This window comes from bacterium (genome assembly GCA_026708055.1).
In the GTDB taxonomy this organism is placed as follows: Bacteria; Actinomycetota; Acidimicrobiia; order Acidimicrobiales; family CATQHL01; genus VXNF01.
This window is the reverse complement of the sequence record JAPOVS010000019.1, coordinates 148,503-166,526: the sequence shown is the minus strand read 5'-3', so window position 1 is coordinate 166,526 and position 18,024 is coordinate 148,503. Positions and strand designations below refer to the sequence as shown.

Below are 18,024 nucleotides of genomic sequence, written 5' to 3'. Positions count from 1 at the left end.
CCACCCGAATTGTGCCAACGTATGGCTCCGGGGACAGGCCGATGCGGGGACAGGCCGATGCACAGAGGAGGACCGCAACGATGACGACGATCAGATCGCTGCTGGACAACGTGTGCGCCGGGGGCGTGCTGACCGTTGGAGACCTCGCGCAGGTCACCCGGACCAGCAAGCGCAACGTCGTCCGCTGGCGCTATCGAGGCGCCACCGTCCGTCGCGACGTGGAGGAACGGCTCCTCGAGCTGCGCGCCGTCGTGGATCTCACCCGCAAGGCGATGCCCGACCGCGAGGCGCGAACCTGGTTGCGGTCGCCCCAGCCCGAACTCGAAGGCATGAGGCCGCTCGACGCGATCTCCGAAGGCAAGGCCTTCGCAGTGATCGACTTGCTGGGGGCTCTGGCGGATGCCGCCGTGGAGGCCGCCATCGAGTGACCTGATCGGGCGCGGTCGGCGCGCCCGCCGTCGGGAGAACGTGACGCCGACGCCGCCGGTGCCCGCCGGAACCTTGAGGTACAGGCGGGTGCCGTGCCTCATAGCTGCGGGCGGCGCACGGTCCTCCAGCGCTCGACGGCGGCAGCCACGATCGCCTCGGCCTCGCCCAGGTAGCTGTCCGGTTCGAGGTCCACCTGATCCGCCGGACCCCGGTCGCCGAGGAACGACCGGGCAGCCTCGGCCAGGGGCACGCCGGAGGTCCGAGCGGCCGCGGACAGGTCGTAGACAGCGTCGTGGGCCTCTTGGCGCCCCAGCAGCGGGGCGAGGCGGATCATGAGCGCCTCGGCCATGATCAGGCCCCCGTCGATCTCCAGGTTGGCGGCCATCCGTGCGCGGTCCACGTGCAGCCCGGCGAGCAGATCGCCGCAGCGTGCCAGCGAGCTGCCGGTGTACGCAACGAGCAGCGGCAGCGAGTCCCACTCCATCTGCCACTCCCCCGCCGACCGCTCGTGGCGACCGGTCATGGCGCGCAGCGGCACGGCGGCAAGCGCGCAGGCCATCCCGCTGAGCCCCACGATGGTCTCGGAGAGGATGGGGTTGGCCTTCTGGGGCATCGTGGAGGACGCACCGGCCAGCCGGCCGCCGCCCTCCCGGACCTCGGCGATCTCGCTGCGGGCCAGGTCGATGACCTCCAGAGCGATCCGGCTCGTCGCCGCGGCCAACACACCCAGGCTGCCGGCGACCTGCGCGAGGCGGTCCCGGACGCTGTGCCACGGCACGTCATCGCAACCCAGACCCAGGATCTCCGCGGTGCGACGGCGCGTGGCAGCGCCGAGGGGTCCGTAGGCCGCCGACGTGCCCGCCGCCCCGTACAGCTGGACCACCTCGGCGGCCGCCCGTGCCTCGCCCAGGTGTACCAGCGAGCGGGCGATCTCCTCCAGCCAGCCGGACACCTTCATGCCGAAGGTGATCGGCACGGCCTGCTGACCGTGGGTCCGGCCGGCCATCGGCGTGACCCGGTGTGACTCTGCGAGCGCCGCCAGGGTGTCGCCCAGCTCGACGCCGGCGTGGGCGATGTCCCTACAGGCGTCGCGCAGTTGGAGCACCAGCGCCGTATCCATGATGTCCTGCGTGGTGGCACCGAAGTGCAGCCAGGCGGCCACCTCGGGATGGGTCCGGCCGAGTTGCTGCAACAGCGGCAGGATCGGGTACCCGACGAGCCGGGTTCCCTCCTCCAGTTGCTCGTGATCGATCTCGACCGATGCGAGTTCTGCCCGGATCGTCTCGGCTGCCGACTCGGGGATCACGCCGGCTTCGGCCTGCGCCCGTGCCAGCGCCACCTCCACATCGAGCCAGGCCCCGATGGTCCGATCCGCGGCGAAAGCCTCCACGAACCGCGCCTCGCCGAAGACACCCAGCAGGGGCAGATCTATGGCCACGCCGCCCGCCTGCCGGCCGGCAACGGCAGCGATGAGATCGGGTGGGTCACATCCCCGAGCGTAGGAGCTGCCCGAGTGGCGGCCACGGGTGCGCCGGACCGGTCGGCCCGACACCGGCGCCGGCCAGGTGTGGTCAGTCGCCCTTGCGGGCGAGGTGTCCGGCGGCCTCGCGGCGGGCTCGCATGCGTTCGTGGGCCTCGGGGGAGCCGTCGTGCCAGGTGCCCACCCAGGCGTCGACCGGGACCACCGGCGTGCCGTAGTTGCACTCGAAGTACTTGTGGTGCAGGTCGTGGAAGTAGTCGCCGGCAGGCAGGGTGCGGTCGCCGACGGTCACGATGCGGTCGAAGTTGGAGTGACCGAGCGACGGGGCGAGGCCGGTGAAGATCTGCGTGACGATGATGATGAACGGGTTGGCGGGGATGAACAGGAAGAACACCGGCGTGGAGAAGTAGAGCAGGTGCTCGATGGGGTGCATCGACAGGCCCGACCACGGCCCGGTGTTGACATTCTTGTGGTGCAGGTAGTGCGCCCACCGGTACATGGGCCCGGTGTGCAGGAACCGGTGGGTCACGTAGAAGTAGCCGGCCACAAGCCAGAACGAGAAGACCGTCATCACCACCAGGTAGACGACCCAGCCCGCCCCGTCGCTCCAGCGGGCGTGCGGGACGTAGTCGTTGGCGTAGCACCAGTAGAGCAGCGCCTCCCAGAAGGTCCAGAAGACGGGCGCACTGACCAGCGTCCAGAAGGCGTTGTCCCACGCCTGGTTGCGCCACATGAAGCGGCGGGCGGTGGTGCTGAGCCATCGGTCGTCGTACTTGAACCGCATACCCTGCGCTCGGCGCACGTAGAGCCAGAAGTGGATGACGCTCACCCATACCGCCACCATCACCAGGTTGCGCACATAGATCTCCGCCACCCAGCCGATCTCGAAGCGCTGCATGCGGGCCAACGCAGGCGTGAAGTAGTTCCAGACCACCACCGACAGCCCGATGTAGAACAACCCGTAGGGCCAGAGCATCAGCTTGGTCAGCTTGCTGATCGCCCTCAGCGAGTCCGACGGCCGCGTCAGGAACCTGGGCGGCTCCATCGGGATGCCGTCCGGCACGTAGCCCTCGGTCCTGGCCATTTGCTCTTTCCCGACTGGCGGCAACTGATTCCGCCCAGCAGGCGCCCGTCGCCTGCAGGCGAATCAACGGTACCGGACTCCGCCGACCGGCGGAAGATCCAGCGCTAGCGGCCGGTGAGGTGTTCGACGACGGGGGCGAAATCCGCGGCCGTCTCGGCGGGGATGGTCACGTAGGAGACGCCCCAGCGCTCGCGGCGCTCCTCGAGGGCGGCGATGCACTCGTCGACGGTGCCGAAGAGGGCGTGTGGTGAGCCGAGGGCCTGCTCGACGGTGAGCCCGAAGCCGGGCGCCAGATCGGCGGCGAAGCCGTGGCGGTCGTCGACGATGCTGGCGATGAACACGCCGACGCTGAGTTCGATGCCGGCGAAGCGTTCCCCGGCGACTTCGCGCACGAGCGCCACCTTCTCGTCGGTCGCCTCGGCCGTGGCGTTGGCCGCCACGCTCTCGCTCATCACGCCGCTGCGCAGGTTCACGTTGACCGCCACGATGTCGGCTCGCTGCGCCGCCAGCATCAGCATCCTCGGGCCGCCGCCGGCCATCAGCAGCGGCGGGCGCGGACGCTGTACGGGCGTGGGGCCGGCGTCCAGGCCGCCGATGGTGTAGTGCTCCCCGGCGAAGTCGAACGGCCCGTCGCCGAAGCAGCCTTCCATGACCGAAACGGCCTCCGCCAAGCGCTCGATGCGCACTCCCGGCCGATCCTTCGGGAGTCCGGCCTGCTCGTAGTCGGTGGTCATCCAGCCGGCTCCGATGCCGATCTCCAGCCGGCCGCCGGAGATCCTGTCGAGGGTGGCGAGTTCCTTCGCCAAGACGACGGGATGGCGGTAGTCGTTGCAGAGCACCAGCGTGCCGACCCGCAGCGTCGAAGTGGCCAGCGCCGCCGTGGTGATCGTCACGAGAGGCCCGTTCCGGGCGTCCAGATGATCGGTCATCACCATGCACGAGTAGCCCAACTCCTCGGCCCGGCGCGCCTGCTCGGCTATCTGGTCCTGATTGCTGGTCCTCTCCAGAGTGAGGCCGAACCGGAATGGGCGTGTCATGGCTGCTCCTGGTCCGGCCTCAACAACTCAGCAGCTCGTGGCGTCGGTATCACGACTTCTTCCTTTGCTTCCTCTCCGCGGCGCGGCGCTGCTGCCGGTTCCCTCCCTGCGGAAGATCCGGTGAAGCGGGCGGCTGGTCTGCCAGGCCCGGTGGCACCGTGACCGGCACGACTCCTACCCGATGTATGAACGCCTTCCCGAGGTGGTTCTCCACGATCTTCACAACACCTGTGTGGTTCATCGTGTGGTTGACCGCGTGGTGAACGCTCAGCACCAAGTCCTGCAAGGTTGGGTCTGACTCGAGGTCGGTGATGTTCAGCCCCAAGCCCTTCAGCCTGCTCACTCCGAGACGGCGGCCGTGACTCATGAAGTGTCCATAGTCAGTCAGAGCGTCAGCAACGCCCTGCGCCGCTGCATGCGGATCGGGCTGCTTGGCGAACATGAACCGCGCAAGCCACTCGGTCACCATCGACTTGGCAAGTCTCTCGGCGTCTTCGCAGATCTGGAGCAGAGCAGGTGCCATGCTCCGCAGGATCGGCAACCACGCCGCAGTGTGCTCCGGATGTGCCGCGAGATCGCGGCGGGCCTCCTCGAACTGCTGCCGTATGGCCGCTGCCGGTGCCGAGCGCGGACCCTCTGGTGTGGCGATCGAGATCTGAGGATCGATCGGGCCGAGTTGGGAATGGGCGCCCATTACGATCTCGTCCGCTGCCATCGCCACCATCGTCGCAGCGGACATCGCTGCGACAGGTACAAGGACTCGCAGCCCCGGAAACCGACCGCGCAGATAGTCGACTATCGCTTCTGCTGCTTCAGCAGTCCCCCCGGGGGAATGCAGAATGAGATCGACGGGTGTGGACTTCGGCAATCCGTGCACGACCTCCATGAATGCGCCGACATCTGGATCCAGCCCGATAGCGACATCCGCTGGCATTACTCCTGGCGATGGACTGAAGCCGTCTGCCTCGTAGACGATGGTTGAGCGCTGCGTGTATTCCGCCAGCCGCTTGAGGTAGCCACGACGCACTCCATCGAAGTCCGGAGTTCCGTTCGGCAGCCGCCTACTCAGGAGTTCTTTCTCGATTTCACCCCAAGTGCCCATCGGAGGGCGGTCCTAGCCGGGGAAGTCGGCTGCGAGCGCTGCGCTCGTCGAGGAGACCCTGGATACGCGTTCCGTATACGCCGCTGCCGGCGCGTAGTGGCGCATGGCTGCCTCATACAACTCGATCGCTTCCGCAACGCCAGGCAGGGGGGCGTCGAGAGCTTGGAGGGGGTCGCTGCCCGTCTCCGGACTCATCTGCACTGGCCTCGCCGATCGAGAAGCACTCATCACGGACAACCTCCCAACTCAAGTTCGAGACTATAACTCGCCCGGGCCGGCATCCAGACCCACGGGCCAAGAGGTCGCATCAAGGAGACTGAGACTGCTGCTCCAGAAGCTGCTGCCGCAGATCGGCAAGCGAACGGCCGTCTGCGACGCGCCATGCCGTCCAGCCGTCGAAGCCCTGAATTCCGGCTGCTTCGTCGGCAGCTCGGGACGGTGTCGAGAACTCTCGGCCGTCCTCCAAGCAGATAGCGGCGTCGGAGAGCACCGTCGCACGGTACGTCACTCCCGATCGGGGCTTGTTCCAGGTCAACGCGGCACCGGGCTCGAGCAAGTCCGCGTGGAGCAAGTCGCCGACCATAACCCGACGCCCGCCGATCTCGTATCGAGCGGGAGTCTTGCGCTCTCTACCCCCCCTTCGAGCAAGCTCCGCGCCATCTCCGGGTCCGTCAGCCCTAGCAACCATGGGGTCGTGGTCGGCTTCGACATCCACGAAGCGACGCCGGTGCTGATCCTCGTAGACCGAAACGCGTAGCACAGCGATCGAGCGATCGAGTTCTGCCAGTTACTCGATCGCGCCATCGGTTCGACTGTCGAATTCGCCCGCGACGAGCACCACTCGCGGCGGCCCGTGGATGCGCCGAGGCGCATCAGTATCGGTGAACTCAGACCACGCTGCGAAGAAGGTCTCCGGCCCACCTTGGTGCATGCCCGCGAGATCGTCGAGGCTGAGGTCCCGCGCCCAACCGGCGTATTCCAGGGACTGAGCGAGTTGAGTCCGATCGACGTGCCGCTTCACCTCGATGACGTGGACATGGCCCTCGATGTCCAACGCAAGGAGGTCTGGACGCAATCCACCCGCGACGCTCGGCTGACGAGCGGCCGGGAATAGCGGATAGCCGACGAAAGCCTCGAGGTTGTGCCAGAGCAACCCTTCGATCTCGTTCTCGTACAGGCCCGCTCCGGCCTTGACACGCCGGCATGGCACGAGTTCGTCGCCACAAACCTCGAACAGTGGCACACTCAACCTCCTTTTTGCGGGATGAACCGCTGCGGTCCACTATCACGCTACCGGTGGGCACCGACGGGTCGATGGGCTCCTGGATTCCTCCGCCGGAATGACATTCGAGGAGCCCGCCGGAATGACAGGAGAGCGAGCGAGTCGGCCGTCGGGGTGGGTGGAGCGCCCTCGGGGGTCAGCGCATGGCGGTGAGGACTCGGCCGACGGTGTCGTGGCTGCGGCCCACGATCCGCTCGTAGGCGTCGGGGTCGGTGGCGCCCTCGGTGACCGTCACCATCACGCACGTGCCCGACAGGTCGCCGAGCGCCTCCCGGGCGGCGGGGTCGGCCAGCAGTGCTACCAGTCCGGCCAGGGAGGCGGCGCCGGTCTCGCCAGCCACGACGGCGGCGTCGGCAAGGTCGCGCATGGCCTGTCGGGCCGCGTCGTCATCCACGGAGGTGAACCAGTCCACCCCGGCGGCCAGGCGGGGCCACGCCACCGGCGACGGCTGGCCGCAGTTGAGTCCGACCATGATCGAGCGGTGCGGGCCGGGGACGTGCGTGATGTCTCCGGCTAGGGCCGAAGCCTGCACGCAGTTGGCGTCGCTCGGCTCGGTGCCCACCAGCACCGGCCGGTGGTCGCCGGACCGGTAGTGCGTCACCGCGGCCGACATGAACGCCCCGACGCCCATCGGCACCACCACCAGCTCGGGTTGCTCGAGGCCGCTTGCGGCAATGGCCTCGTCCACTTCGGCGAAGATGGTGGTGTAGCCCTCGATCACCTGGGCGGGGATGGTCTCGTAGCCCGGCCAGGAGGTGTCGGACACCACGATGCAGCGCTCGCCGGCCTCCTGCGCGGAGCGGGCAACGGCGTCGTCGTAGTCGCCGGCAACCATCGTGACCTTGGCGCCCTCCCACTCCATGGCTTCGATGCGGGCGGCCGCCATCCCCGCAGGAACGAAGATCTGGGCGTCGAAGCCCAGCAGCCGGGCCATGAAGGCCACCGCCCGGCCGTGGTTGCCGTCAGTGGCGGTGCACAACTGCAGCGGGCGCAGGTAGGCCAGCCGGGCCGCCAGCTCGTTGATGTTCCCCCAGCGGGCCGGCGGGGCACCGACGTGTTCGCAGATGGCCTGGTAGGTGGCCCAGGAGGCGCCCAGGATCTTGAATGACGGCAGGCCCATGCGGCGGGTCTCCGCCTTGACGAGCAGGCGACCCACGCCCAGCTGTTCGGCCAGGTCGGGGGCGTCCAGCAGGAGTGTCGGCGAGTAGGCCGGCATGCGGCGATGGAATCCGGCGATCTCGGGCGGCGCCGGGGGCCAGTCTCGTTCCTCGCGCAGGGGGTTGGGAGTGACCAGCACAGACATCACGGCTCCTCGTTGAGCGTGCGGTACCGCACCAGTCTGGCGGATCCGCGTGCTTTCGCGGCCTCGGCACCGGTCGTGGGGGTCTGTGCGGCAGGAGGGCGGAGCGGTCGCCATTGGACCGCAAGCCGCGGCTCTCGACGATTGGAACGCATCGATCGGCGACGAGCGACGATGCCGCAGCCAGCTCGAACCGCTGCCCCGGTCCGGAATCGCGGAACCGATCGGGCGCCTCGGGCGACGTGGGAGGCAACGGGAGTATCCCTCGCCGTCGACTGCCGACTCGATCCGCCGCTACGACGCAGCATCCGGGAACCGATCGGAGGCTTCGGGCGTCGTTGGAGGCGATGGGAGTTATTCCTCGCCGTCAGCGGCGACCTGATCCGCAGCGACACTGCGTTCGGGAACCGATCGGGCGCCTCGGGCGTCGTCACGGGTGATGGGAGTATCCCTCGCCATCAGCGGTGAACACGCAACCGCCCCGCCGAGGGTGTTGGATGGTCGCGTGATCGCCGTCGATTTCGATGAGTTCTACCGGACCGAGTACGCGCCCATGGTGCGGCTCGCCCGCGGGTTGGTCGACGCCACCGAGTCCGCCGAGGAGATCGCTCAGGACGCCTTCGCCCGCGTGTTCGAGCGCTGGGGCCGGCTGGAGTCCCCGGGCGGCTACCTGCGCACCGCGGTGGTCAACGGCGCCCGCAGCGAACTCCGTAGGCGGGAGGTCCGGCGCCGGATCGGCTTGGGGCAACCCCGGCAGGCGCCGCCGGAGCGGGACTACCTCCTCGACGCCCTCGACCGGCTCGCACCCAAGCGGAAGACGGCCCTGGTGCTGCGCTTCTACGCCGGCCTGTCCGAGCGGGAGACTGCCGAGACCATGGGCGTCCGCCCCGGCACGGTCAAGAGCCTGGTGTCGCGAGGGTTGGCGGAGCTGCGGGAGGTGATCGAGCCATGAACGACGACCGGCAAAACGGCCGGCGACCCGGTGACGGCAAAGAAGCGCTCGGTGCCGCCCTCGGCGAAGCCGTCGCCAGGGAGACCGACTCCCCGATTGCTCCACCGCCGGTGACCAACATCGCCGAGCGGGCCGCAGCCCGTGCGAAGGCCAGGCGGGTCCGGCACGGGGCGGTGAGCATCGCCGCCGCAGCGGCCCTCATCGCCGCCGGCCTGGCGGCCTGGAACACGCTGGGCAGCGACGGCGAACGGGTGGTGACCGGGCCGACCGCGGCCGAACCGGCGGAGCAGACGCCCGCCGACGGCGGCCGGGCAGAGGACGCCGGACCTGCCAGCGGCGGCGGACCCGCTGAGACCGCACCCGCCGGACGCGGACCTGCCGCCAACGCCGGACCAGCCAACGCCGGACCAGCCGAGCCCGCCGGACCGGAGGCAGCGTCGGCGCAACCCGCCGGAGCGGCCGCCGACACTGGAGGAGCCGAAGCGCCCGGAGCGGAGGCACCGTCGGCGGATCCGACCGATCCGGAGACCGACACGGCACCGGAACCCGGCGGCATGTCGAACTTCCCGGCGCCGGAGGACCTCTCGAGCGGTCCCGCCCTGGAGTGGACCGAGGTGTCAGTAGACCTCGGCGGCAGACCGACGGACTCCGTAGAGCTGCAGGCCCTGGGCGACGGACGGATCGTCGCCCGCGTCCGGGGCGAGAGCGGCGACCGGGTCGCGATCACCGGCGACGGCATCACCTGGAGGGCCGCCGGACTTCCCGACGGCGTCTTCCCGTACCGCCTGTCGGTCGACGGGAACGGCTGGGCGATCGCTTCGCAAGGATCGACCGCAGCCGATGATCCCGGTCGGGTCCTGGTCTCCGGCGACGGCGGCGAGTCCTGGAGCGAACCGAACCTAGACATCCGCTCCGAGGCGGGGCTGCCCCCACACTGCGTCGAACAGTCGGCGGTGCAGGACGTGCTGATCTCGGGCGACCGCGTCGTCGTGCTGGTGTCCCTGCGCCGACTCCTGGACATCGAGGCGCTGCTCGCCGAGCGGGGCCTGATCCCTGAGGGGACGCCGGCAGTCGAATGGAGGCGCACGGACGACGTCCTGACGGTCCGCCTCGGCGATCCCTCCGATTGGGACGGCACCGACGGCGACACGCTGCAAGTGGCGCTGGACGAACTAGGGCTCACGCCCGAGCATCTCCACGACTGCGACGACTACGCGTCGGGGCGGGTCCGCGTGCTGGCAGGCGACGGCTCCGGCACCGAGCAGGTCGCCGACTACGAGGGGTGGGCCACGTCCGCGGTGGCGACCAGCGACGGCTTCGCCATGGTGCTGGCGACCGACACCGGGGGCGTCCGGCGGCTCACGTCACGCGACGGGCGCAGCTGGTCGGAGATCCGGACCACCGAGGAGGCATACGCCACAGTGGCCCGCGGGCCCGGCGGCACCGTGTGGCTGGGCGAGAATCACTGGCTCGGCTACCGGATCCGGCGCGGCGACATCGCCGGCGAGCCGCGGCAGGTGGCCGTATTCGACGTGTTACAGCCGGTGGGGGTGCTGTCGGCCGGACCGGCCGGGGTGGTGACCTCGGCATGGATGCTGCCCGACCCCATCCGGGATCTGATCGAGGTGACGAGCTTCGAGAAGGACGGCTACGAGCTGCGCCTGGACAACGCCTCAGGGGGCGCCTCTCTCCGGGACCTCGCCGCGGGCACAGCCGTCTACGAGTTCTCCGCCGAAGAGCTGGAGCCCTCCGCCGAACCTCCCGACGGCGTGCGCGAGGTGACCGAGGACGACGGTTCCGTCTCGCTGGCCTTCAGCGACCCCGACACCGGCGAGGAGCTCGTGCGGTTCACCGAGGAGGACATGGTGCCCGACACCGACCGGCTCGTGACCGCCCGCACCGAACTGTTCGGCCCGACCGGCATGCCGCCGATCTGGATCGGCTGGTCGGCCGACGGCGAGCGCTGGGGCTGGCAGGACGCCGCCGAGGCGTTCGGCCTGGCCGAAGGGGAGGGGCTCACGCCGTTCTCCCTCGCCGTGGGGTCGGATTTCGTGATCGCTAGGTTCAACTCGTTCGATGTGGCCGAGGCGATGGCGATGGCCGAGTCACCGGATGCCGAGCAGTCTCAGTCCGGGCCGCCGAGCAGCTGGAGAGCCCGCTGGTTCATCGCTAAAGTGCCGTAGCCCCCGACAACCCTCCCCCATGCCCACGCGGGCCCCGCCCGACGGCGGGGCCCGCTCACGTTCCGACACACCTCACCTCCCAACAGAGATTGCTGAATCAGGACAGTCCGATGAACCGAACGCTCCGGTCGTGCGTCGGTAAGGGTGATGGGAGGCCTCACAACGGGCATCTGCGCCGGATCGTGATCCTGGACGGATCGTGGCTCCCGCGAGCGTGTTGAATGACCGCGTGACCGTCGCCGCCTTCGAGGAGTTCTACCGGGCCGAATATCTGTCCATGGTGCGACTCGCCTTCGGGCTCCTGGACACCCCCGAGTCCGCAGAGGAGATCACGCAGGACGCGTTCGCCAAAGTGTTCGAGCATTGGGACAGGCTCGACAACCCGGGCGGATATCTGCGCACGGCGGTCGTCAACGGCGCGCGCAGCGAACTCCGCAGGCGGGAGGTACGGCGCCGCATCCCACCGGGCCGGCCACGGCAGATCCCGGCAGAGCAGGACTACCTGCTGGACGCGCTTGAGCAGCTGCCCACGAGGAGGAAGACGGCGCTGGTGCTCCGCTACTACGGCGCAATGTCCGAACGGGAGATCGCCGAGACGATGGGCATCCGCCCCGGCACGGTCAAGAGCCTCCTGTCGGGAGGACTCGCGCAACTGCGGGAGGTGATCGACAGATGAACCAGAACCGGCACATCGACAGACACGCCGACGGCGACGATCGGACCCTCGGCGCCGACCTGGGTGCGGCAATCGGCAGGCGCTCGGAGTCTCTGGACCGCATCCCCCCTGTGGGCGGCGTCGTCGAACGAGCCGCCGCGGCAGCGAGCGCCCGCAGGCTCCGGTACACGCTGGTGGGCGTCACAGCGGCGGCGGCTCTGATCGCCGGCGGCCTCGTCGCCTGGAGCACGCTCGGCCGCGACGGCGGCGGCATCCAGGTGAGAGCGCCGTCCTCGGTGCCCGAGCGCGCCGAACCGGCGGGGGCAGAACCTGCTTCTTCAGCCAGCCAGGACGCGGCGGAAACGGGCGACTCCGATCTGGCCGTCGCCCGACAAATTGAGTCCGGCGAGAAAGGAGCGAGCGACAACGAGCGACCTGAGGACCCGGTCGTGACCGACCCGGATGATGGAGCGAGGGATGCCGACCCGGCATCGGCGGCACCCGCTTCCGAGCCCCCGACACCCGACGAAGTGTCCACCGGGCCCACACTGACGTGGATCGAGGTGGACTTGGACACGAGCCTTGAGTTCGTGGCCGTATACGGCATGCAGTCGGTCGGCGACGGACGAATCGTGGCCCGCGGCATGGTCCCGCACTACGTCTGGGAAACTCCAATCGACAAGGTCATCGTCACAGCCGACGGCACTCACTGGGCGGCGATCAACACGCCCAGTGCCGTCTCCCCCGACGTCGTCGATATCTCGGGGGACCGCTGGCTGCTGGGTGAAGGGGGCAACTCCGACCTTGGGCACCCTCCTCGGGCGTTTTTCTCCGACGACGAGGGCGCTTCCTGGACCGAGGTGGCGCTCAACATCGACGGCTCGGCGCCGGACCCGCCGTCCTGCCTCGAACGGTTGTCGGTGCGAGCAGTACTGACGTCCGACGACCGCATCGTCGTGGTTGTTGCGAGCGACATCTATCTCGATGTGCCCGCGCAGTTGGTCGCACGCGGCTACGTCCCGGACACGGAGTCGATCCTCGAATGGCGCTCCGCCGGCGCCGGCACGCTCGTCGTCCACTTCGGCGACTCCTCTGACCCCGAGACGGTTGAAGTGGCCGACGACGACTTGATTCCGGGGCTCGACGAACAGTGGCCGTGCGCGGCGCCGGACACCAGGAGCGGTGAAGGAACTCAATTCCTGCTGTCCGATCGAGTCCGGTTGCTCGTGGACGAGGGCTCCGGCGCCGAGCAGGTCGCCGAGTACGCCGGATGGATGACCTCGGCCATGGGCGCGCCCGACGGCTTCTCGGTCACCATCAGCGGCCGTGATGGGATGCTGGAGGTCACGTCTGCGGACGGCCGCGCGTGGAGCGAGACCCGGCTGGGCTTCGGGTACCTCGACGCCGCCCACGACGGCAGCGGCACGACCTGGTACAGCAGAGATGTCAACTTCACCTACGGCATCCTGCGCTCCGGCAGTGGCGAGCAACCGAGACCCGTCGCGGTCTTCGACGGTCTCGGACCCGGCAGGATTCTGGCTGTGGGCCCCGCCGGAATCGTCACCACGGCGCGGCCACGACCCGGTATCGATCTCGACTCGTTCGACGAGCCCGCCGTCTGGATCGGATGGTCGGCCGACGGCGAGGGTTGGGGATGGCAGACCGCCGACGACGCCTTCGGCATCGACACCGCCGACGGACTCGTGCGAATCGAACTCGCCGTCGGCGACGACTTCGTGCTGGCCCGTGTCGAGGTCTTCGACGGGTCGGATGTCGACAGCTCGCGCTGGTTCATCGGCCGAGTCCCGTCGTGACATGTCCACGAACCCTGGTAGGGGTGCGCGGGCGGCGCGATATCGGAGGCGCAAACCCGCCACCGAGCGGTCCTCGTGCGTTCGCCGATGATCGTCCGGTTGCCGCCGTGCCTTCCTCGGTCGGCCATGCACAGGCGGGTTGGCAATCGAACTGGAGCAGTCTGCGGACGCGGTCGCGGTCAGGGGGCGGCGCGGTCGGTCAGCCACTGGCGCCAGCGAGGGTCGTCGCGGGCGGCTGCGGCGGCGCCGGGGCCGTAGAGGTACGACCAGATCGACACGGTGACGTGCTCGCCATCGCCCTCGACGGCCAGGAAGGCGGTGCCGGGGGCGGGGCGGTCGAGCACCAGGGCGACCCACCGCGGGGCCACGTCGACGACGGTCCCGGCCAGTTCGGGAGCGTCGGCCGCCGACACCTCCCGTCTGAATCGACCCATCTCACCGCCAATCCGGCGACGAGCCTGCCCCGGACTTGAACCGGGGGCAAAATCCACCCGGCGCGCCGCGCCTCAGCCGACATCACTCGGGAAGTTCACAGGCGCCGCCGGGACGAGATGACGCCCGTGTCGAAGCCGGCGAGGGTCAGCCCGCCGGAGAATCTGGCGTGCTCGATCTTCAGGCAGCGGTTCATCACGACGTCGAGGCCGGCGTCCAGGCAGAGCCGGGCGGCCTCGGGGCTCCACAGACCGAGTTGCGCCCAGAACACCCCGGCACCGACGGCGATGGCCTCGGCCGCCACCTCGGACAGGCCCTCGGAGCGGCGGAACACGTCGACGATGTCGGGTGCCACGGGCAGGGCCTCCAGCGAGGGGTAGACCGTCCGGCCCAGGATCTCCCGCTCGCGGGGGTTCACCAGATACACGTCGAAGTCCACCGACGACGACAGCAGGTAGGTCACGACGAAGTTGCTCGCACGCGCCCGGTCGCCCGAGGCACCCACGACCGCCACCGTGCGCGAGCGGCGGATGATGTCCCAGCGCTCGCCGGCGTCGGGCGGCGCCCAACCCTCGACGGGGGGATAGTCAGGCACGGCCCACAGCGGCGGCGAGGGCCTGGCCGAGGTCCCAGATGATGTCCTCTGTGTCCTCGAGGCCCACCGAGAGCCGCACCATGTCGGCCGACACGCCGGTGGCGGCCAGGTCGGCCTCGGAGAGCTGCTGGTGGGTGGTGGAGGCCGGGTGGATGACGAGCGTCTTGGCGTCGCCGACGTTGGCCAGATGGGACACGAGTTGCAGCGCCTCGATGAATCTGGCGCCTGCCTGCCTGCCACCCTCGACGCCGAAGGTGAAGATGGCGCCCGGCCCCTTGGGGAGGTACCGCTGTGCTCGCTCGTGGTGGGGGTGGTCGGGCAGGCCGGCCCAGCGCACCCAGGCCACACGGTCGTCGGCGTCGAGCCATTCGGCGACGGCGCGGGAGTTGGCCACGTGGGCGTCCATGCGCAGCGGCAGCGTCTCGAGGCCGCACAGCAGGAAGAAGGCGTCGAAGGGCGAGAGGCAGGCGCCCACGTCGCGCATCTGCTCGGCCCGCAGCCGGGTGCAGAAGGCGTACTCGCCGAAATTGTCCCACCAGCGCAGCCCGTTGTAGCCGGCCACCGGCTCGGTGAAGCTCGGGAACCGCCCCGACCCCCAGTCGAAGCGACCGGCCTCGGCGACAACCCCTGCGATGGTGGTGCCGTGCCCACACAGGAACTTCGTGGCTGAGTGCACGACGATGTCGGCGCCGAACTCCAGGGGCCGGCAGAGGTACGGGGTGGCGAACGTCGAGTCCACGACCAGCGGCAGGCCGTGGGCGCGGGCAACGTCGGCGAGGCCGCTCAGGTCGGCGATCTCGCCCGCCGGGTTGGCGATGATCTCGGTGAAGAGCAGCTTGGTCCGGTCGTCGATGGCGGCGGCGAAGTCGTCGGGATCGCTGCCGCGGACGAAAGTGGTGTCGATGCCGAGGCGGCGCAGCGTCACGTCGAACTGCATGTACGTGCCGCCGTACAGCCCGGCGGCCGAGACGATGTGATCGCCGGCGCCGGCCAGGGACGTGATGCCGAGGAACTGGGCGGACTGGCCGCTGGAGGTGGCCACCGCCCCGATGCCTCCCTCTAGGTTCGCCATCCGCTCCTCGAACACGTTGACGGTGGGGTTCGAGATGCGCGTGTAGATGGAGCCGTACTTCTGGAGGGCGAAGAGGTCGGCCGCGTCATCGGTGTCCTCGAAGACGAAGGCAGAGCTGTAGTAGATCGGCGTGGTCCGGGCCCCGGTCCCCGGATCGGGTCGCCCACCGGCATGCAGCGCCCGCGTGCGAAACCCCCAATCCCGATCCGCCACGCTCGACCGCTCCCTATCCACAGGAGGCCTCACTCTCCTCGGGCTCGGACGCGGAGGCGATTGCGTCGGGCATGCCGGCGACACTAGCGGTGAGCACGATGGGTGGGCAGCCACAAGGCATTCGACCTAGCCGCCTTGTAAGCTGGCGGCATGTCGAGCACGGGTGACCTGCGAGTGTCGGGGCGGGGGCAGATGAGTCTGCCGGCGGCAGCGCGGCGACGGTGGGGGCTTGAAGAAGGCGGCAGCGTGGGCTACCTCGACATCGGTGAGGCGGTGCTGCTCGTCCCGGGTGGCGTCGACAGGCTCCGCCGAGAACTCCTGGGATCGGTTTCCGATCAGGATTGGGAGGCGGCTCGAGGCGGGTTCGGGGATCCCGAACTGGCCAACGAGTGACCCAACTCGTCGACGACCGTCTGCTGGTCAAACTGCTCGGCGGCGGCGATCCGCCACGGCCCTCCGAGGCCGTCTGGACAACCAGCTACTGGTACGTCCGATTGTGCCGGGCCGTCCTGGGTTCCAGCAGACCCTCCGGCGTACTATCGACGTCGTTCGCCGACCTGCCCGAAGCCATGCATGCTCCGGCACTGCGCGCGCTGCTCGAGCTTCCGGAGCGGATCGGGCTTGCAAGCCTTCGGACCCTGGCGCCGCTGATAGGACACTTGAGCCGCCGCCATCGGCTCAATGCACTGGGCATCGAAGTGCTCGCCGCTGCGGTCCATCTCCAGGCAGATGTCTACCTGTCGGCACCGGCGCCCCGGCTGGAGGAGGCGCTGCGCGCCGAAAGTCGCATCGTCGAGATCGTCGCCTGGAGGCGCGGAGTCCGCACGCGGTCCGCAGACGAGAACTTCTGATGGAACCGCACTGCCGGACTCCAGCCGCCCGAACGGCACGAGCTTGGCAGTTCACTGCCACCCACAATTAGTCTTCGTCTTCGGATCTTGCTCCCACGGGCGGCGCGGGCCCGCGGGGGACTTCGCTCGAGCGAGATGAGCAATCGCATGTACATCAAGGCACTCAGGCATCTGTTCGGCTATGCCCACGTCCTTCTCGGCCTGGCGGTGGCGGGGCAGTTCTTGGCATCCCCCACCTACGAGGTGACGACGAGCACCGACGTGTGGGACGCCATGAGTTTCGCCATGGCCGTTGGCGCGGCGACTGCGCTCGTCGTGAGCCTCATGCGGATCCGCGAAACCGGCAAGCTGCCGGACTGGGCGGCCACGACCATGCTGATCGCCTCCGGGTGCCTCTTCCTGCTCTTCTACCGGCTGTGGCTCAGCTGGGAGGTGTACGACGCCGCTGAGACGCCGCCCTGGGAGATCAGGCTGCTGCTCTGGTACTTCATCGACGTGCTGTTCGTCATCGTGAGCATCACCGTCGGCCGCTACCTGCTGCGCACCGCCAAGTCACAGGCCGGCGGCTGACAGCCCCGCAGCGGGGATACTCCGGTACGGCGTCGCTACGATCGAGTGCGCGGCGCTGGTGCCTTGCCGGCGCCGCAATTCGAACAGCCGGGAGGTTCGACAGGTGCACGAGTCCTTGGCAGGCAAGGTCGTGATCGTCACCGGCGCCGGCCGGGGCATCGGCCGCGCCATCGCCGAGCGGTTTGGTGGTGTGGGATCCAAAGTTGCGGTCAACGATGTCGACACGGACAGCATCGACGAGGTCGTGCGGTCGATCCGCGACTCGGGTGGCGCTGCCATGGCGGTGCCTGCCGACGTCTCCGACAGTGCCGCCGTGAACCCGATGATCGACGCCGTCATGACTGCACACGGCCGGATCGACGTACTCGTCAACAACGCCGGACTCAATGGCCCGATGCTGCACTTCTTCGAGGCCGACGAGGCTTGGTGGCGGCACATCCTGAACGTGAACCTCACGGGGCACTTCCTCGTGGCGCACCCGGCCGCGCGCATCATGGCTCGCCAGGGCGGCGGCTGCATCATCAACATGAGCTCCGGAGGCGCCACGCAGGCGCACCGCTGCTTCACCGCCTACGACGCGGCCAAGGGCGGCATCGAGGGTCTCACCCGAGCCATGGCACTGGATCTGGCGCCGTACAACATCCGGGTCAACGCCCTCGTGCCGGGCACGATCGACACGGTCGGGATGAGTGACGAGGCACGGGCGCTGCGGGGGGACAACGTCCCACTCAGGCGCATGGGCGAGCCGTCCGACATGACCGGTGCCGCCCTGTTCCTGGCGTCGGACGATGCCGCCTACATCACGGGTGCCGTACTCCGTGTGGACGGCGGAATGCTCGCCCAGCAGCGCTCGGCAACCGTCGACATCAAGCCGCCGGAGGACTTCCCCCCGCTCGAGGAGGTCTGACCGTGCCGCTGCGGGACTGGATTCCGGCCTCCGCCGGAATGACGGGAGAGGGCGGGGACGCCGGGG

19 protein-coding genes are annotated in these 18,024 nt (G+C 69.2%); 9 read left to right on the top strand and 10 right to left on the bottom strand.

What is annotated here, in order from left to right:
• Positions 1 to 80 precede the first annotated feature (80 nt).
• Entirely contained in the window at positions 81 to 428 is a 348-nt protein-coding gene (locus OXG55_02650) for a DUF2384 domain-containing protein (protein MCY4102156.1), read from the top strand.
• Positions 429 to 526: 98 nt separating this feature from the next.
• On the opposite strand, the gene OXG55_02645 is transcribed toward OXG55_02650, so the two are convergent.
• The 7 genes from OXG55_02645 to OXG55_02615 form a co-directional block, all read right to left on the bottom strand.
• Entirely contained in the window at positions 527 to 1,867 is a 1,341-nt protein-coding gene (locus OXG55_02645; protein MCY4102155.1) for an adenylosuccinate lyase family protein, read from the bottom strand.
• A gap of 133 nt (positions 1,868 to 2,000) precedes the next feature.
• On the bottom strand, positions 2,001 to 2,993 hold the full coding sequence (locus OXG55_02640) for a sterol desaturase family protein (GenBank protein MCY4102154.1): 993 nt from the start codon (positions 2,991 to 2,993) through the stop codon (positions 2,001 to 2,003).
• A 104-nt stretch (positions 2,994 to 3,097) separates the two neighbouring features.
• Positions 3,098 to 4,030: a TIGR03621 family F420-dependent LLM class oxidoreductase gene (locus tag OXG55_02635; GenBank protein MCY4102153.1), complete on the bottom strand. Its 933-nt coding sequence runs from the start codon at positions 4,028 to 4,030 to the stop codon at positions 3,098 to 3,100.
• 49 nt (positions 4,031 to 4,079) lie between these two features.
• The gene (locus tag OXG55_02630) at positions 4,080 to 5,132 is read right to left on the bottom strand and encodes an ATP-dependent Clp protease proteolytic subunit (protein MCY4102152.1); all 1,053 of its coding nucleotides are present in this window, start codon (positions 5,130 to 5,132) and stop codon (positions 4,080 to 4,082) included.
• 307 nt (positions 5,133 to 5,439) lie between these two features.
• Positions 5,440 to 5,847, bottom strand: a complete 408-nt coding sequence (locus OXG55_02625) for a hypothetical protein (protein ID MCY4102151.1) — start codon at positions 5,845 to 5,847, stop codon at positions 5,440 to 5,442.
• A gap of 72 nt (positions 5,848 to 5,919) precedes the next feature.
• Positions 5,920 to 6,375 carry a hypothetical protein gene (locus OXG55_02620; GenBank protein MCY4102150.1) on the bottom strand — a complete coding sequence of 152 codons (456 nt, stop codon included), beginning with the start codon at positions 6,373 to 6,375 and terminating at the stop codon, positions 5,920 to 5,922.
• 175 nt (positions 6,376 to 6,550) lie between these two features.
• The gene (locus OXG55_02615) at positions 6,551 to 7,717 is read right to left on the bottom strand and encodes a diaminopropionate ammonia-lyase (protein ID MCY4102149.1); all 1,167 of its coding nucleotides are present in this window, start codon (positions 7,715 to 7,717) and stop codon (positions 6,551 to 6,553) included.
• A 502-nt stretch (positions 7,718 to 8,219) separates the two neighbouring features.
• On the opposite strand from OXG55_02615, the gene OXG55_02610 reads away from it, so the two are divergent.
• The 4 genes from OXG55_02610 (at position 8,220) to OXG55_02595 (ending at position 13,318) form a co-directional block, all read left to right on the top strand.
• A complete protein-coding gene (locus tag OXG55_02610; protein MCY4102148.1) occupies positions 8,220 to 8,666 on the top strand; it encodes a sigma-70 family RNA polymerase sigma factor in 447 nt (148 codons plus the stop codon).
• Positions 8,663 to 10,849: a hypothetical protein gene (locus OXG55_02605; protein MCY4102147.1), complete on the top strand. Its 2,187-nt coding sequence runs from the start codon at positions 8,663 to 8,665 to the stop codon at positions 10,847 to 10,849. Before OXG55_02610 ends, OXG55_02605 begins: the two co-directional genes overlap by 4 nt.
• A 199-nt stretch (positions 10,850 to 11,048) precedes the next feature.
• Positions 11,049 to 11,525: a sigma-70 family RNA polymerase sigma factor gene (locus OXG55_02600; GenBank protein ID MCY4102146.1), complete on the top strand. Its 477-nt coding sequence runs from the start codon at positions 11,049 to 11,051 to the stop codon at positions 11,523 to 11,525.
• Positions 11,522 to 13,318 carry a hypothetical protein gene (locus OXG55_02595; protein MCY4102145.1) on the top strand — a complete coding sequence of 599 codons (1,797 nt, stop codon included), beginning with the start codon at positions 11,522 to 11,524 and terminating at the stop codon, positions 13,316 to 13,318. Before OXG55_02600 ends, OXG55_02595 begins: the two co-directional genes overlap by 4 nt.
• A 179-nt stretch (positions 13,319 to 13,497) precedes the next feature.
• On the opposite strand, the gene OXG55_02590 is transcribed toward OXG55_02595, so the two are convergent.
• From OXG55_02590 to OXG55_02580, 3 genes are all read right to left on the bottom strand, one after another.
• Positions 13,498 to 13,752, bottom strand: a complete 255-nt coding sequence (locus OXG55_02590; protein ID MCY4102144.1) for a hypothetical protein — start codon at positions 13,750 to 13,752, stop codon at positions 13,498 to 13,500.
• Between the two features lie 95 nt (positions 13,753 to 13,847).
• Positions 13,848 to 14,345 (bottom strand): CoA-binding protein, encoded by a 498-nt coding sequence (locus OXG55_02585; GenBank protein MCY4102143.1) that lies wholly within the window; start codon positions 14,343 to 14,345, stop codon positions 13,848 to 13,850.
• Entirely contained in the window at positions 14,338 to 15,630 is a 1,293-nt protein-coding gene (locus tag OXG55_02580) for an O-acetylhomoserine aminocarboxypropyltransferase/cysteine synthase (protein ID MCY4102142.1), read from the bottom strand. The genes OXG55_02585 and OXG55_02580 overlap by 8 nt, the downstream gene beginning before the upstream one ends.
• 150 nt (positions 15,631 to 15,780) lie before the next feature.
• Between OXG55_02580 and OXG55_02575 the strand changes: the two genes are divergently transcribed.
• The 4 genes from OXG55_02575 (at position 15,781) to OXG55_02560 (ending at position 17,958) form a co-directional block, all read left to right on the top strand.
• Complete coding sequence (locus OXG55_02575; GenBank protein ID MCY4102141.1) at positions 15,781 to 16,023, top strand: AbrB/MazE/SpoVT family DNA-binding domain-containing protein; 243 nt, start codon at positions 15,781 to 15,783, stop codon at positions 16,021 to 16,023.
• Entirely contained in the window at positions 16,020 to 16,481 is a 462-nt protein-coding gene (locus tag OXG55_02570) for a hypothetical protein (GenBank protein ID MCY4102140.1), read from the top strand. The genes OXG55_02575 and OXG55_02570 overlap by 4 nt, the downstream gene beginning before the upstream one ends.
• Positions 16,482 to 16,616: 135 nt before the next feature.
• The gene (locus OXG55_02565) at positions 16,617 to 17,051 is read left to right on the top strand and encodes a hypothetical protein (protein ID MCY4102139.1); all 435 of its coding nucleotides are present in this window, start codon (positions 16,617 to 16,619) and stop codon (positions 17,049 to 17,051) included.
• Positions 17,052 to 17,154: 103 nt separating this feature from the next.
• A complete protein-coding gene (locus OXG55_02560) occupies positions 17,155 to 17,958 on the top strand; it encodes an SDR family NAD(P)-dependent oxidoreductase (GenBank protein MCY4102138.1) in 804 nt (267 codons plus the stop codon).
• Positions 17,959 to 18,024 lie beyond the last annotated feature (66 nt).